16 protein-coding genes are annotated in these 14656 nt (G+C 68.9%); 10 read left to right on the top strand and 6 right to left on the bottom strand.

What is annotated here, in order from left to right:
• Position 1: 1 nt before the first annotated feature.
• The 9 genes from ACPCHZ_RS24615 to ACPCHZ_RS24575 all read left to right on the top strand — a co-directional run bounded on the left by ACPCHZ_RS24615 (position 2) and on the right by ACPCHZ_RS24575 (position 7692).
• A complete protein-coding gene (locus tag ACPCHZ_RS24615; protein ID WP_364980704.1) occupies positions 2–883 on the top strand; it encodes a carbohydrate ABC transporter permease in 882 nt (293 codons plus the stop codon).
• Entirely contained in the window at positions 883–1989 is a 1107-nt protein-coding gene (locus ACPCHZ_RS24610; RefSeq protein WP_423487155.1) for an ABC transporter ATP-binding protein, read from the top strand. The genes ACPCHZ_RS24615 and ACPCHZ_RS24610 overlap by 1 nt, the downstream gene beginning before the upstream one ends.
• Positions 1986–3113: an ABC transporter ATP-binding protein gene (locus tag ACPCHZ_RS24605; RefSeq protein WP_423487154.1), complete on the top strand. Its 1128-nt coding sequence runs from the start codon at positions 1986–1988 to the stop codon at positions 3111–3113. Before ACPCHZ_RS24610 ends, ACPCHZ_RS24605 begins: the two co-directional genes overlap by 4 nt.
• Positions 3110–4855, top strand: a complete 1746-nt coding sequence (gene derK / locus ACPCHZ_RS24600; RefSeq protein ID WP_423487153.1) for a D-erythrulose 4-kinase — start codon at positions 3110–3112, stop codon at positions 4853–4855. Before ACPCHZ_RS24605 ends, derK begins: the two co-directional genes overlap by 4 nt.
• Complete coding sequence (gene derI1, locus ACPCHZ_RS24595) at positions 4852–5325, top strand: D-erythrulose 4-phosphate isomerase DerI1 (RefSeq protein WP_423487152.1); 474 nt, start codon at positions 4852–4854, stop codon at positions 5323–5325. Before derK ends, derI1 begins: the two co-directional genes overlap by 4 nt.
• A gap of 45 nt (positions 5326–5370) precedes the next feature.
• The gene (locus ACPCHZ_RS24590; RefSeq protein WP_423487151.1) at positions 5371–5847 is read left to right on the top strand and encodes an SRPBCC family protein; all 477 of its coding nucleotides are present in this window, start codon (positions 5371–5373) and stop codon (positions 5845–5847) included.
• 46 nt (positions 5848–5893) lie between these two features.
• Positions 5894–6349 (top strand): Rieske (2Fe-2S) protein, encoded by a 456-nt coding sequence (locus ACPCHZ_RS24585; RefSeq protein ID WP_423487150.1) that lies wholly within the window; start codon positions 5894–5896, stop codon positions 6347–6349.
• Between the two features lie 88 nt (positions 6350–6437).
• On the top strand, positions 6438–7304 hold the full coding sequence (locus ACPCHZ_RS24580; RefSeq protein ID WP_423487149.1) for an EamA family transporter: 867 nt from the start codon (positions 6438–6440) through the stop codon (positions 7302–7304).
• A gap of 34 nt (positions 7305–7338) precedes the next feature.
• Positions 7339–7692 (top strand): nitroreductase/quinone reductase family protein, encoded by a 354-nt coding sequence (locus ACPCHZ_RS24575; RefSeq protein WP_423487148.1) that lies wholly within the window; start codon positions 7339–7341, stop codon positions 7690–7692.
• A 55-nt stretch (positions 7693–7747) separates the two neighbouring features.
• Here ACPCHZ_RS24575 and ACPCHZ_RS24570 read toward each other — a convergent pair whose 3' ends face one another.
• The 5 genes from ACPCHZ_RS24570 to ACPCHZ_RS24550 form a co-directional block, all read right to left on the bottom strand.
• Entirely contained in the window at positions 7748–8176 is a 429-nt protein-coding gene (locus ACPCHZ_RS24570) for a PPOX class F420-dependent oxidoreductase (RefSeq protein WP_423487147.1), read from the bottom strand.
• Between the two features lie 77 nt (positions 8177–8253).
• Entirely contained in the window at positions 8254–9114 is an 861-nt protein-coding gene (locus ACPCHZ_RS24565) for an ABC transporter permease (protein ID WP_423487146.1), read from the bottom strand.
• Complete coding sequence (locus ACPCHZ_RS24560; protein ID WP_364980665.1) at positions 9111–9986, bottom strand: ABC transporter permease; 876 nt, start codon at positions 9984–9986, stop codon at positions 9111–9113. The genes ACPCHZ_RS24565 and ACPCHZ_RS24560 overlap by 4 nt, the downstream gene beginning before the upstream one ends.
• 3 nt (positions 9987–9989) lie before the next feature.
• Positions 9990–11192, bottom strand: a complete 1203-nt coding sequence (locus ACPCHZ_RS24555; protein WP_423487145.1) for a polyamine ABC transporter substrate-binding protein — start codon at positions 11190–11192, stop codon at positions 9990–9992.
• Between the two features lie 53 nt (positions 11193–11245).
• A complete protein-coding gene (locus ACPCHZ_RS24550) occupies positions 11246–12367 on the bottom strand; it encodes an ABC transporter ATP-binding protein (RefSeq protein WP_423487280.1) in 1122 nt (373 codons plus the stop codon).
• A gap of 293 nt (positions 12368–12660) precedes the next feature.
• Between ACPCHZ_RS24550 and ACPCHZ_RS24545 the strand changes: the two genes are divergently transcribed.
• Positions 12661–13089 carry a type II toxin-antitoxin system Rv0910 family toxin gene (locus ACPCHZ_RS24545; protein WP_423487144.1) on the top strand — a complete coding sequence of 143 codons (429 nt, stop codon included), beginning with the start codon at positions 12661–12663 and terminating at the stop codon, positions 13087–13089.
• Here ACPCHZ_RS24545 and ACPCHZ_RS24540 read toward each other — a convergent pair.
• Complete coding sequence (locus tag ACPCHZ_RS24540) at positions 13086–14558, bottom strand: MFS transporter (protein WP_423487143.1); 1473 nt, start codon at positions 14556–14558, stop codon at positions 13086–13088. The two genes, ACPCHZ_RS24545 and ACPCHZ_RS24540, sit on opposite strands and share 4 nt — an antisense overlap.
• Between the last annotated feature and the right edge of the window lie 98 nt (positions 14559–14656).

The raw sequence follows: 14656 nt of genomic DNA, 5'->3' as shown, positions 1-14656 counted from the left end.
GATGGCACTGAAATTGAGCCGGGCCGAACTGCTCCCCGGCCAGAAGCGGCTCTCGATCGGCGCGGTGGCTGCCGACGTGGGACTGGTGTTCTGGTTCCTGTTCTCGCTCTTCCCGATCTTCTGGATGCTGATGCTGGCACTGAAGAACGCCGAGCAGCAGACCACCACCTACTTCTCGTTCAGCCCGACGTGGTCGAACTTCGCCACGGTGCTGTCCGAGAAGGGCACCCAGATGACCAGCGTCGACTTCAAGGCGTCCCTGCTCACCAGCCTGCTGAACTGCGGTGGCGCGGTGCTCGTCTCACTGGTCATCGGAATCCCGGCCGCCTACGCCGCCGGTCGCTGGCAGTACCGGGGTTCCAACGACCTGATGTTCCAGATGCTGTCGTTCCGCTTCGCGCCGGAGTTGATGGTGATCGTGCCGCTGTTCGTGATCTACAACCAGATCGGGCTGTTCGACACCAAGGTCGGCATGATCTGGGTGCTGCAACTGGTCACCATGCCGCTGGTGGTGTGGATCCTGCGGTCCTACTTCCAGGATCTGCCCGAGGATCTCGAGCAGGCGGCGCTGCTCGACGGCTACACCCGCAGGCGCGCCTTCATGATGGTCGCGTTGCCGATCGTGCGGCCGGGGATCGCCGCCGCGGCGCTGCTGGCGTTCATCTTCGCCTGGAACAACTACGTGTTCCCGCTCATCCTGGCCGACAGCAATGCAGGCACCGTCACCGTGGCGATCACGAAGTTCCTCGGCGGCGGCGGCCAGGCGTACTACAACCTCACGGCCGCGGCGGCGATCATCGCGGCTCTCCCGCCCCTCATCCTGGCGCTGACCATTCAGCGCTACCTGGTCCGGGGCCTGTCGTTCGGGGCGGTGAAAGCCTGATGGCCACGGTATCGGTTGTCGATCTGCACAAGTCGTTCGGGAAAACCCACGCGGTCAACGGGATATCCGTCGACATCGAGGACGGCGAGTTCTTCGTCATCCTCGGGCCGAGCGGCGCGGGCAAGACCACGACGCTGAAGTCGATCGCCGGCCTCGTCGACATCGACGACGGGTCGGTGGCGATCGGTGGCCGGGACGTCACCCGGGTCGAGCCGTATCACCGCAACGTCGCGATGGCCTTCGAGAGCTACGCGCTGTACCCGCAGAAGACGGTCAGCGAGAACCTCGCCTCGCCGCTGAAATCGGGCCGCACGGGCCGCTACAGCGAGGCGCAGCGCACCGAGCGGATCGACCAGGTCACCACCACGCTGGGGATCAACCACCTGCTGAAGCGGTTCCCGCGCGAGCTGTCCAACGGCCAGCGTCAGCGTGTCGCCCTGGGCCGGGTGCTGGTGCGGCCGGCCGACATCTACCTGCTCGACGAACCGCTCAGCCACCTCGACGCGAAGCTGCGCGCCTCGATGCGGGCCGAGCTCAAACAACTGGGCGCGATGTCGAACACCACCACGCTCTACGTCACCCACGACTACCAGGAGGCGCTCGCGCTGGGCGATCGCATCGCGGTGATGCGCGACGGGACCCTCGTCCAGATCGGCACCCCGGAGGAGATCTGGCGGCGACCGGCGGACACCTTCGTCGCCAAGGCGCTGGGCCAACCGGAGGTCAACCTCCTCGACGGCGTCGTCGACGACGGCCGGATCCGGCTCGGTGACGGCTCGTTCGACGTGCCGGTGCCCGCAGGCACGACCGTCGACCGGGGTGACCGCGTCCGAGTCGGCTTGCGACCCTGTGACATCCACGTCACCCCCGGTGCGGGGATGCTGCGCGGCAGGGTGTCGCTCGCCGAGCGCCTCGGCCGCAACGTGGAGCTGACCGTCGAGGTCGGGGGAGTGCCGTTGATCGTGCTGGCGTCCGGCCGCGAGGGCGTCGACGAGGGCGCCGAGATCACCATGTCGGTCGCGGACGGCGACATCCACGTGTTCTCCGCCGGCGACGGCGACACCCCGCGGCTCGGCGCCGACAAGATGCTGGAGGCGATGAAGTGACGACCACGACGGTCGACCCGAAGACCACCACCGCACAGAGCCTCACCCTCACCGACCTGGTCAAGACGTACATGGCGCGGGGACGCGAGAGTTTCCAGGCGGTCAAGGGCATCAACCTCGACATCGCTGCCGGTGAGCTGATCGCGCTGCTCGGCCCCTCGGGCTGCGGCAAGACGACAACCCTGCGGATGATCGCCGGACTGGAGACCGTCACCAGCGGGTCCATCAAGATCGGTGAGCGGGAGATCTCCGGGCTGCCCGCCGCCAAGCGCGGTATCGGGGTCGGATTCGAGAGTTACGCGCTGTACCCACCGATGTCGGTGCGCGACAACCTGCTCTACGGCCTGAAGGCACGCAAGGTCAAGGGTGCCGAGCAGATGGTCGACTCCATCAGTGAGCGGCTCGAGATGCGCGAGATGATGAACCTGCGGCCGGCGGGGCTGTCCAGCGGTCAGAAGCAGCGGGTGGCGTTGGCGCGCGCGCTGGTCCGCAACCCGCCGGTGCTGCTGCTCGACGAACCGCTCAGCCACCTCGACGCCTCGGCGCGCCAGCGGGTGCGGCGTGAACTGAAGGTGCTGCAGCGCGAGTTCGGCTACACCACCATCGTCGTCACCCACGATCAGGTCGAAGCGCTGTCGCTGGCCGACCGCCTCGCGGTGATGGACGCCGGCGTGGTCCAGCAGTTCGGCACCCCGGACGAGGTGTTCGACGACCCGGCGAACCTGTTCGTCGCGCAGTTCGTCGGCGAACCGCAGATCAACGTGCTGCGCGGTACCGCCCGCACGGTGAACGGCCGCGTGCATGTCGAGATCGGCAGGGACGCAGGCGCTCTGGACACCACCGTGACCGGCGTCGCCGACGGCACGAAGGTCAGTGTCGGCGTCCGCCCGCAGGACTGTGCGATCGCCGCCGACCCGTCCCGCGGCGTGGCCGCCACGATCGCGTACTTCGAGCACCTGCTCGAGTTCGGCCTGGCCACCAGCACCGTCGCCGGGATGGAGGAGGGCATCGTGGTGCAGACACCGGCCGCGGAGAGCTATGAGCCCGAGCAGCAGGTGACCGTCACCGCGCCGCCCGAGCGGGTCTACCTGTTCGACGCCGAGTCCGGAGATCGGTTGCGATGACCAAGCTCTTCAACGACCCGGCGCGGTTCACCGAGGACATGCTCGCCGGGTTCCTCGACGCCAACGCCCGCTACGTCGTCGGCGTGCCCGGCGGAGTGGTGCGCGCCCAGGAGACCCGGTCCGGGAAGGTCGCCGTCGTCATCGGCGGCGGATCCGGCCACTACCCGGCGTTCTGCGGCACGGTGGGAACCGGTTTCGCCGACGGCGCGGTGGTCGGCAACATCTTCACCTCCCCGTCGGCCGAGGAGGCGGCGTCGGTGGCGCGCGCCGCGCACGGCGACGCGGGTGTGTTGCTCACCACCGGGAACTACGCGGGCGACGTGATGAACTTCGGCCTGGCGGTGACACAGCTGCGCGGCGAGGGCATCGACGCGCACTACTTCGCCGTGACCGACGACGTCGCCAGCGCTCCGAAGGGCGAAGAATCCAAGAGACGTGGCATCGCAGGCGATTTCACCGTCTTCAAGTGCGCGAGCGCCGCCGCCGAGGAGGGTCTCGACCTGGCGGGTGTGGTCGCGGTCGCGGAAGCCGCGAACGCCGCCACCCGCACCCTCGGGGTGGCGTTCGACGGCTGCACCCTGCCGGGCGCCGATCACCCGCTGTTCACCGTGCCCGAGGGCACGATGGGCGTCGGCCTGGGCATCCACGGCGAACCCGGAGTGGCCGAGGAGTCGATGCCGACCGCGGCGGACCTGGCCGCCACCCTCGTCGACGGCGTGCTGGCGGAGAAGCCGGACCAGTCCGGGGAGCGCATCGCGGTGATCCTCAACGGACTCGGCCGCACCAAGTACGAAGAGCTGTTCGTGGTGTGGGGCGAGGCGGCACGGCTGCTGCGCGAGCGGGGCTACACGGTCGTCGATCCCGAGGTGGGCGAACTCGTCACCAGCCTCGACATGGCGGGCTGCTCGCTGACCGTGATGTGGCTCGACGAGACGCTCGAGCGGTACTGGACCGCCCCCGCGGACACCCCGGCCTACCGCAAGGGCGCGGTGCCGGTCGCCGGGCAGGGTCCGCGGCGCTCGGAATCCGACACCGGATCCGCACCCGACGCACCGCGGCCGGCCGAGCTGTCCGACGAGGACAGCCGGGCCGGCGGACTGCTGGTGGCGAAGGCTCTGGAGGCGATGGCCGCAATGCTGGCCGACGCGGAGGACGAGCTCGGCCGCATCGACGCGGTCGCAGGCGACGGCGACCACGGCCGCGGCATGGTGAAGGGGTCGTCGGCCGCCCGTGCCGCCGCCACCCGCGCCGTGGACGACGGCGCAGGCCAGGGCTCCGTACTGACCGCGGCGGGCAGGGAGTGGGCGGCCAAGGCAGGCGGCACCTCCGGCGTGCTGTGGGGCGCACTGCTCAGCGCCATCGGCGGACGCCTCGGCGACACCGGCCGCCCGGACTCCACCACCGTGGCCGCGGGCGTGCGCGACGGCTACGACGCGCTGATCGAACTCGGCGGCGCGGCGCCGGGGGACAAGACCATGCTCGACGCGCTGCTGCCGTTCGTCGAGGAACTCGAGCGCCGGACCGCCGACGGCGAATCCTGGCAACGGGCTTGGACATCGGCGGCCGAGACCGCCACCGACGCGGCCCGCGCCACCGCCGAGATGCGGCCCAAGGTCGGCCGTGCCCGGCCGCTCGCCGAGCGCAGTGTCGGAACACCAGATGCCGGCGCCACGTCACTGGCGATGTGCGCACGCACCGTCGCGGGCTGCCTCACGGCGACCGCAGGAGGAGACAAGAAATGACCGACGGACTTCGCATCGTGGTGGGTTCCGACGACGCCGGCTACGAGTACAAGGAAGCGCTCAAGGGCGACCTGAAGGCCGACGACCGCGTCGCCGAGGTCACCGACATCGGCGTGGGCACCGACGAGAACACGGCATACCCGCACATCGCGGTGGCCGCCGCACGCCTGGTGGCCGAGGGCAAGGCCGACCGCGCGCTGCTGGTGTGCGGTACCGGCCTCGGCGTGGCGATCAGCGCCAACAAGGTGCCCGGCATCCGCGCCGTCACCGCGCACGACAGCTTCTCCGTCGAGCGGTCGGTGCTGTCCAACAACGCCCAGGTGCTCTGCTTCGGACAGCGCGTCGTGGGCCTGGAACTCGCCCGGCGACTGGCGCGGGAATGGCTCGGCTACGAGTTCGACCCCGGCAGCGCATCGGCCGACAAGGTCGAGGCCATCTGCGGATACGAACCGGCGGCTCCGTCGTCCTGACCGTCCGGCGTTTGCCGTTCGGGGGCGACGGGGTAGCCGAAATCCATGGTCACTTCCACCGTCGAGGCACTCGACACCGGCACCCAGAAAGTCTCCCGGCGTGTGCGGGTGAACGCCCCTGCGGCCGAGATCTACGCGCTGCTGGCCGACCCGCACCGCCACCCCGAGCTCGACGGCTCGGGCACGATCCGCGACGTGCCGATCACCGGACCGCATCGCGTGGCGCCCGGTGACACGTTCACCGTCGGCATGAAGCAGTACGGCGTGCCGTACACGATCACGTCCACCGTCACCGTCGCTCAGGACGATCGGGTCATCGAGTGGCAGCATCCGCTCGGGCACCGCTGGCGCTGGGAGCTCACCCAGGTGGCGGCCGACTCCACCGAGGTCACCGAGACGTTCGACTACTCGACCGCCAAGGCGCCGCTGCTGATCACGATGTTCGGCATGCACCGCAGGAACGCCGAAGGCATCGCGTCGACCCTGCGGAATCTCGCCCAGCGGTACGCCGCGCAGAGCTGACCGGCAGGCCGCGTTTGACGGCCCACATCCTGGGCACGGTTAGGGCATGGTCCGCCTTCGCAACGACCCGCACGAGCGCGGCGTCGACACCGGCAGCATGCTGCCGCCAGTCACCCACGACAATCCCGTCCCGGCACAGGGTGACGTGCTCATCCAAGTCGACCAGCTCGGCGAGCGCGGCGTCCGGGAGGTGAGAACCGAGCGGCACGGCGTCCTGGCGGTCGGCGTCACGCCCGACGGAGAACCGTTCGCCGTCGGCAACGTCTGCCGTCACCAGTTCGCCCGCATGGGCCGTGGCCGCGTCACCGCGTCGGGCTGTCTGGAATGCCCCTGGCACCGCGCACGATACGACGTCACGAGCGGCCGGATGGTGGAGGGACCGAAGGGCCGCATCTTCGGATTCCGCCCGTACTCGGCGATGTTCCGGCTGTTCGGCAACCGGTTCGGCTTGCAGACGGTTCCGGTCCGGCTGCGAGACGGTGCCATTCGCCTCGTCGCATGACTGCCACAACGACCGTTCGCAGAACATGAACATTGTGTCCGTCGAAATCGCGTGGACGCGAACGGTCTGACTCCCGTTCAATGCAGGAATGTCGAGCAGTCACGTCCGCACCGGGGCGTTCATGGCCGTGGCGGCCATGCTGTCGGTGCAACTCGGCGTGGCGGTCGCCGTCGCGCTGATCGACCGGATCGGCGCCGACGGCGCCGCCTGGTTACGGCTCAGCTGGGCCGGCCTGCTGTTCCTGGTCGTGCTGCGCCCGCGCGCCGCGCGGTTCACCCGCCGGACGTTCGCCACCTGTGTCGGCCTCGGCGTCGTCACCGCAGGCATCACCCTGCTGTACATGGCTGCGCTGGAGCGGATTCCGATGGGAACGGCCAGCGCACTGGAGTTCCTCGGCCCGCTCGCCGTGGCGGTCACCCACGGCCGCGGCCGTGGGCGCATCCTGTGGCCCACCCTGGCGGCGGCCGGGGTGCTGCTGATGACCGAGCCGTGGTCGGGCACCGTCGACCCGGTCGGCGTGATGTACGCGCTGGCCGCCGGGTGCTGCTGGGCGGGCTACATCCTGCTGACCCAGCGGGTCGGCGACCAGGTCGCCGGAATCGGGGGTCTTTCGGTTTCGATGCCGGTGGCGGCGCTGGTCGCGACTGCCGTCGTCGGTCCCGACGTGTTCGACCGGCTCACTCCGGAACTCCTGCTGGTCGGCCTCGGACTGGCCGTGCTGCTGCCGGTGGTTCCGTTCGCGCTGGAACTAGTTGCGCTGCGCCGGCTCACCACCGCCGCCTTCGGCACGCTGATGAGCCTCGAACCGGCCTTCGCGCTCGTCATCGGATGGGCGATCCTGCACCAGATCCCCGAGGCCTCGGCGGTGGCCGGCATCTGTTTCGTGGTGGCGGCCGGCGCGGGCGCCGCGCGTGCGGGTGCCCGGTCGGCGCCGGTACCCGCCGAGGTCGGCTGAGGGCTACGCTCGTCGGAGCATCAGGGAGGTGGCGATGGCGCGGGGGATTTTCGACTCGCCGCTCGTGGGTGTCGTGAATGCCGGTGTGGTGCGACTGCTGAACCTGCCCCTCGTGGGCCGGCTGGTCGGCCGCGGCCTGGTCGTGATCCGGTATGTGGGACGGCGTTCGGGTACCACGTTCGAGACGCCGGTGGGTTACCGCCGCCGCGGCGACACGATCGTCATCGGCATCGTGGCCCCCGACAAGAAGAACTGGTGGCGCAATTTCCTCGACGACGGCGCGCCGATCACCCTGCTGGACTTCGAGGGCCGCGACCGGACGGGGCACGCCGTGGCGCATCGCGACGACCGCGGTGAGGTCTCGGTGGCGGTGACGCTCGACGGCTGACAGCCCTGATACAGCCGCCGTGCGGCGACGACGGCTGGTTCTGCCCAGCCCGGTGTCAGCCCCGGCCGTCGGGCTGGCTGGTGTTCTTGTGCGCACCCCAGCCGTGCACACGCTCGATCTCGAGCAGTGCGCTGACCCGCGGGCGGTCTCGCCGTGCGTACTGCTCACCGGTGTAGTGCCGGGACAGGGCGTCGATGTCGACGAGGCCGTCGTCCGCATAGATGTCGACGATCCGGCCGATGAGGGTGACGTGGGTGTACCAGTCCTCGCCGTCCAGCACCGTGAGTGACACCCGCGGGTCGTGGCGGATGTGCTCGAGCCGCTTGCGGCCCGCGTCCATGTTCACCAGCACGCGACCGTCGCGCAGGAGGTACCAGGTGGCAGCGGACACCGGTTGCCCGTCCCGCCTGACCGTGCTGATGACGGCCGGATTGGGTTTGGAGAGCATCGCGGTGGCGTCCTCGGACAGCAATGGCGCGGGCACGGCGTCTCCCCTCGAAAGAGCGTTGTCGCAGGGCCGGATGCCCCGTTGCCCCGGCGGCGAAACCAGGACGACGCGCCTCAGCCGTCGATTCGCTTGCGCCGGTAAAGCGTTCCCACCGCAAGCAGGATCAGGCTGACCACCAGGATCGCGGTGGCCAGCACGTTGATCTGCGGTGGTACCGCCGCCTTCACGGCGGCGTTCACATACAGCGGGTAGGTGACCGACGAGCCACTCACGAAGTAGGTGATGATGAAGTCGTCGAGCGACAGCGCGAACGACAGCATCGCCGCGGCGATGATTCCCGGAACGATCAGCGGCAGGGTCACCTTGAAGAACGTCCTGGCCGGACCCGCGCCCAGATCCATCGACGCGTCTTCCAGCGTCCAGTCGAACCCGCGCATCCTGGCCCGCACCGTCATCGCGATGAAGCTGACCTCGAACGCGATGTGCGCCAACAGGATCGTGACATAGCCCGTCGCCCAGCCCAGGTCGAGGAACAGCACGAGCAGAGACGCACCCATCACCACCTCGGGCGCCGTCAACGGCAGGATCAGGAACGTGTCGACCGCCCGCTGACCGCGAAACCGCTGGCGCACCAGCGCGATCGCCACCAGCATGCCCAGCACCAGTGCGACCGCCGTCGACACCGCGGCCACATTGAGGCTGAGCTTCATCGCCTCGGTGAGCGCCGGATACTTGAAGGGATCGCGCCAGTTGTCGAGCGTGAACCCCTGCCAGCTGTAGTTGAACTTGCCCTTCGGGTCGTTGAACGAGAACAGCACGATCACGAAGATCGGGATGAACAGGTAGACCAGCACCAGACCGGCCACGATCCGCAGCGCCCAGTCACCCCACTTCGGGCTGCCCTTGATGGTCTTCGCCGGGTGCCCGGCCTCCTGAGCCGCTGCGGCCACGGCGGCGCCCGCCTGCGTCGTCATACCAGGTCCTCCGTGCCCAGCGCGCGGGTGTAGAGCAGGACGCCGGCCAGGATGATCGACATCAGCACCAGGCTCAGCGCCGCGGCGGCCGGATAGTCCTTGACGACCAGGAATTGTTGCTGGATCACGTTGCCGATCATCGTGGTCTGGGTGCTGCCGAGGTACTCGGCGTTGATGAAATCGCCTGCGGCGGGGATGAACACGAGCAGGCTGCCGGCCAGCACACCCGGCAGGGCGAGCGGCAGGATCACCTTGGTGAAGCTGCGGGTGTTCGACGAGTACAGGTCCTTGGACGCCTCCACCAGCCTCGGGTCGATCTTCTCCAGGCTGACGTAGAGCGGCAGGATCATGAAGATGATCCAGTTGTAGATCAGCCCGCCGATCACCGCCCAGCTGGTGGACAGCAGCCGGCCGTCGCTCGGCAGCAGCCCGACGGTGCCCAGTGCGGAGACCACCCAGCCGTCGTCGGCCAGGATCGTCTTCCACGCGATGGTCCGGATCAGGAACGTCACGAAGAACGGCAGGATCACCAGACCCAGGATCAGGTTCTTGAACCGGCCCGCCTTGAAGGCGATCACATACGCCAGCGGGAACGCCAGCAGCAGGCACACCACCGTCGCGGTCAGCGCGTAACCGAAGGACCGCAGGATCTGGTCGTGGTAGCGACTGAACGCGTCGGCGTAGTTGCCGAAGTTCCAGGAGAACGTCAGCGTCGGCAGGAACACCGACCCGCCCGACGACGACAGCGACGTGCGCGCCAGCGAGACCAGCGGCACGACGAAGAAGATCGCCAGGTACGCCAGCGCGGGCAGGATCATCAGATACGGCGCTATCCAGCTGCGCCGTCGACTGCTGGTGGCGGTGCCTGCCATGGGTCAGGCGCCGGTGACCGCGGCGTAGGCGGCGTTGAACTCCTGGGTCTGTTCGTCGGTCAGCGCCGGCCAGGTCTTCAGCTTGTCGCGGGTGGCCTGCGGCGGGTTGATCAGCTCGTTCTTCGCCAGCGCCGGATCGAGCTTGTCGAGTTCGGCGTCCATGTCCGAGAGCACCGGCACGTACTGGGTGAAGGCGATCAGCTTCGCGTAGTTCGCCCGGTCGTAGACGTAGTTGATCCACTCCTCGGCGGCGGTCTTGTTCTTCGTCGAGTTGGGGATGACCATGGTGTCGATGGAGGTCAGGCCGCCGGATTCGGGCACGATGAACTGCAGGTCGGGATTGTCCTTCTGCAGCTGCACGACGTCACCCGAATAGGCCTGCGCGATCACGAGATTGCCTGCCGCGAGGTCGTCGGAGTAGTCGTTGCCGGTGAACCGGCGGATCTGGCCGCGGTCCTTCTGCTCGCGGATCAGGTCCACTGCCTGCTGAACCGTCTGGGAGGTCGCGTTCTCCGGCGAGTTGCCCTGCGAGAGCATGATCATGCCCAACCCGTCCTGGGTGTCGGAGAACAGGCTCACCTTGCCCTTGAACGCGGGGTCCCACAGGTCGTCGACCTTCGTGATGTCGCGGCCCGTGGCGGCCCGGTTGTAGGCCAGGCCGACCATGTAGGACATGTACGGCGCGCTGAACTTACGCCCCGAATCCGCGGGCGAATTCATCAGTTCGGGCAACAGGTTCTTCTTGTTGGTCCACCGGGACTCGCTGATCTCGTTGAGCCAGCCGAGCGAGTTGAGCCGCGCCGCCATGAACTGCGTCGGCACCACGAGGTCCGCACCGATGTCCTGGCCGCGCGACAGCGGCTCCTTGACCTTGGCGAACCACTCCTCGTTGTCGTTGTAGTCCTCTTTGTAATCCACGGTCAGGCCGGTCGCCGTCTGGAAAGCGGCGATGAAGCCGTCGGCCATGTACAGCGGCCAGTTCGAGATCCGCAGATTGCCGCTGGCCGGTGCACCGTCGTCGGTGGCGGTCGCCGACGACGACCCGCCGCCGCTGTCGGACCCGCAGGCGGCCAGCACGGTGGGACCCAGCGCCAGGGCCGCCGCCGCCGCGGCGCCGCCGCCGATGAAGCGTCGGCGGGAGGTCCGGGCCGCGGTCAGCCGGGCGAGCAATGCGGGGTCGATGTCGGCGGAGTTCTTGGAGCGCATGGCGGGTGTGCCTTTCGTGATGGGTGAGGGGAGCGGACCGGATGGCTCGACGATCAGGAATCGTCGAGCATCTCCTCGAGGTCCTCCGTGGTGGGGATGTCCGCGGCGGGCAGCACCAGCGACGCTTCCGGCGCCCAGTAGGCGAACACCTCGTCGCCCGGGCGCAGCAGCGGCAGTTCCTGCTCGGGCCCGACGTGCGCGACGATGGCCGAGCCGTCGGCGGCGGCCAGCGAGAGCCGCACCACCGGCCCCTGGAAGGTCAGGTCGGCCACCTTCGCTCGGACGGCCGCGAACTGCGCGGCGGGCTGTTCCATCGCGACCCTGACCCGCTCGGGGCGGATCATCATCGTCGCGTGGCCGCCTGCCTCGATGGTGGTCTCGCCGGCGCGGGCCCGCAGCGTGCTGCCCAGCACCTCCACGTCGACCAGGCCACCGTCGCTCCGACTGGTCTGGCGTCCCGGCCAGAGATTCGCCTGGCCGATGAAGCTCGCGACGAACACGGTGGCGGGTCGCTCGTAGATCTCGTTCGGTGTGCCGATCTGCTCGACGTTGCCCGCGTTCATCACCGCGATCCGGTCGCTCATCGTCAGCGCCTCCTCCTGGTCGTGCGTCACGTAGATGAACGTGATGCCGACCTCGCGCTGGATCCGTTTGAGCTCGAACTGCATGATCTGGCGCAACTTGAGGTCGAGGGCGCCCAGCGGTTCGTCGAGCAGCAGCGCGCTGGGGTAGTTCACCAGTGCCCGCGCCAGCGCCACCCGCTGCTGCTGACCGCCTGAGAGCTGACCCGGCCTGCGCTTGGCGAAGTCGGTCAGGCGGACGATCTCGAGCAGCTCGTCGACGCGTCGTTTGATCTCGGGCTTGTCCTTCTTCCTGCTGCGCGGACCGTAGGCCACGTTGTCCCACACCGACATGTGCGGGAACAGCGCGTAGTGCTGGAAGACGGTGTTGACGTTGCGTTTGTGCGGCGGGACCCGGGACACGTCGGCGCCTTCGAGGCGAATGGCGCCCGATGTGGGTGTCTCGAACCCGGCGATCATGCGCAGCGTGGTGGTCTTGCCGCAGCCCGACGGCCCGAGCATGGAGAAGAACTCACCCGAACCGATCGAGAAGTCGGCGTCGGCCACCGCCACGTAATCGGCGAAGCGCTTCGTGACGTGGTCGATCTCGATCACGGGGCCCGTTGCGGCGGATCCGCCGGGGGTGCCGGTGATCTTGTCGACGGCGGTGGTGTGTGTGCCGGTCAGAACGCAGTCCTCCTCGATGCAGCCCCCCGCAGCCGTATAAACCATGGCCGATACTGGCGACCTTCGCAAGCGATTCCGCAACGAATTAACATTCCGACAATGGAATCCTTCGTCAGACCGGGTGACGCCGAGAGATTCCGCGCAAATGTCGGGCCGCGGGTCGCTGCGCTTCGGAACCGGAAACCGTTTACCTTCCGCACTCGATCGGGTAGTGAGGTGGCATGGCATCGGTTGACGTTGCGGTTACCTCGGATCTGAGCCCGGAGAAGGCATGGGAGCTGGCGTCGAACCTGCGCCGCTTCGACGAGTGGCTGACGATCTTCGCCGGCTGGCGCAGCGACGTGCCCGAGGAGATCGAGGTCGGCACCTGCGTGTCGTCGCTGATCAAGATCAAGGGCTTCCGCAACACCATCCACTGGCGGGTGACGCGGTACGACGAGCCCAAGGACATCGAGCTCGTCGGCACCGGCAGGCCCTCGGTCTGCATCGCGCTGTCGCTGAGCGTCGAGGAGAAGGGCGACGGCACGAAGTTCCGGGTGATCGCCGACCTGTCCGGCGGCCTGCTGAACACCCGGGTGGGCAATCTCGTCGCCAAGGTGATCGAGTCCGACGTGCAGAAGTCGGTGTCGAATCTCGCCGCGTTGCGCTAGCCCCACTCGTGGTTCATCGCCCGCGTCTCGTAGCGGGCCTCGTCGGATTCCACCCCGCGCTCACGGGAGCGCGACATCGCGATGAGCACCATCGCGAGCGCGGCGGTCACCGCGCCCGCCCAGAAGATCGTCACGAAACCGGCCTCCACCGGTAGCCCGGTGCCGGGCTGGGTGTGCGACAGCAGCACCGCGACCACCGCGGCCGCCGTCGAACTGCCGATGGTGCGGGCGATGGCGTTCATCCCGGTGGCCACCCCGGTCTCACCCGCGTCGACGTCGCCGACGATGAGTGCGGGCAGCGCGCCGTAGCCGAGACTGATGTAGGCGTTCGCCAGGATGCCTGCCACGATCACCTGCCAGGGACGGCCGTGGGCGACCGCCAGCATGACGAACCCGGCGATGCCGGCCAGCGCGGCCGCCACCAGTACCCGGCGGGCGCCGAACCGCTCGATGAACCGCCCGCTGACCAGTGCGACCGCGAAACCCGTCACCGCACCCGGGAGCAGGTACACCACGCTCGCCTCGAGCACGTCGGCCCCGAAGCCGTACCCCGCCGCGCTCGGAGTCTGCACGAACTGCGTCAGCCCGAGGAACGCGAAGTACAGCCCCATCCCGACGAACACCGTGGCCAGGTTGGTGAGCAGGATCGGCCTGCGGGCGAGCATCCGGGTCGACACCAGCGGCCGCGCGGCGCGCCGCTCCCACCACCACCAGGCAACCAGCACCAGGACACCCGTCACCGCCGTGCCGATCGTGCGCGGCGACCCCCACCCCCAGGTGTTGCCCTGGGTGACGGCGAGCAGCAACGCGGAGAGGCCTGCGGCCAGTCCGGCCGCCCCGAGCCAGTCGACGGTCCCGGACGTCGCCCGCGGGCGGGACGGCACCACCGTCAGCACCACGCCGATCACCACGACGGTGAAGGCAGTGGTCAGCCAGAACACCTTCTGGTAGCCGGCGCCGTCGGCCATCAACAGGCCGGTGACCACCAGACCGGCCCCGCCACCGAATCCCAGCGTTCCCGACATCACCGTCATCGCGCCCACCAGTCGGTCGCGCGGCAGCTCCTCACGCAGCACCGCCACCCCGATCGGGTAGAGCGCGTACGACGCACCCTGCAGGACACGTCCGACGATCAGCATGGCGAGCGACGACGTGACCGCGGCGAGCACACTGCCGACGAGCACCACGGCCAGCACCGCGAGCAGGACCCGCTTCTTGCTGTAAAGGTCGGCGAGCCGGCCGATCAGCGGTGTCAGGGCGATGGCGGCGAGGAGGTTGGCGGTGACCGCCCAGCTGACGGCGACACCGGACACGGCGAGCTGGGTGGCGATGATGCCCAGCACCGGCACCACCGCGGTCTGCAGCACCGCGACGGTGAGCACCACGACGCTCAGCCCGGCGACCAGCAGGCCGGGCCGCCGCACCGGCGGGAACGCAGGCGTCGACCGGTTCGCGTCGGTCTCGACCACACCCACTCCGATCGTTAGCTCGCCTTGGTTGTCCGTTCCGATGACGCTAGCCTCCGCGGTGGCCGCACACGGCGTCGAGGTGGCCGGGGCGGCAGCGA

The organism is Mycobacterium sp. NPDC050041 (genome assembly GCF_049541695.1).
Lineage (GTDB): Bacteria > Actinomycetota > Actinomycetes > Mycobacteriales > Mycobacteriaceae > Mycobacterium.
This window is presented reverse-complemented; position numbering and strand designations above follow the sequence as displayed.

Coding starts and splice junctions, on each gene's coding strand:
- derI1 (WP_423487152.1), top strand. CDS start 4,852: ATGACCGACGGACTTCGCATCGTGGTGGGTTCCGACGACGCCGGCTAC.
- ACPCHZ_RS24590 (WP_423487151.1), top strand. CDS start 5,371: ATGGTCACTTCCACCGTCGAGGCACTCGACACCGGCACCCAGAAAGTC.
- ACPCHZ_RS24555 (WP_423487145.1), bottom strand. CDS start 11,192: ATGCGCTCCAAGAACTCCGCCGACATCGACCCCGCATTGCTCGCCCGG.
- derK (WP_423487153.1), top strand. CDS start 3,110: ATGACCAAGCTCTTCAACGACCCGGCGCGGTTCACCGAGGACATGCTC.
- ACPCHZ_RS24585 (WP_423487150.1), top strand. CDS start 5,894: ATGGTCCGCCTTCGCAACGACCCGCACGAGCGCGGCGTCGACACCGGC.
- ACPCHZ_RS24545 (WP_423487144.1), top strand. CDS start 12,661: ATGGCATCGGTTGACGTTGCGGTTACCTCGGATCTGAGCCCGGAGAAG.
- ACPCHZ_RS24580 (WP_423487149.1), top strand. CDS start 6,438: ATGTCGAGCAGTCACGTCCGCACCGGGGCGTTCATGGCCGTGGCGGCC.
- ACPCHZ_RS24610 (WP_423487155.1), top strand. CDS start 883: ATGGCCACGGTATCGGTTGTCGATCTGCACAAGTCGTTCGGGAAAACC.
- ACPCHZ_RS24575 (WP_423487148.1), top strand. CDS start 7,339: ATGGCGCGGGGGATTTTCGACTCGCCGCTCGTGGGTGTCGTGAATGCC.
- ACPCHZ_RS24565 (WP_423487146.1), bottom strand. CDS start 9,114: ATGACGACGCAGGCGGGCGCCGCCGTGGCCGCAGCGGCTCAGGAGGCC.
- ACPCHZ_RS24560 (WP_364980665.1), bottom strand. CDS start 9,986: ATGGCAGGCACCGCCACCAGCAGTCGACGGCGCAGCTGGATAGCGCCG.
- ACPCHZ_RS24615 (WP_364980704.1), top strand. CDS start 2: ATGGCACTGAAATTGAGCCGGGCCGAACTGCTCCCCGGCCAGAAGCGG.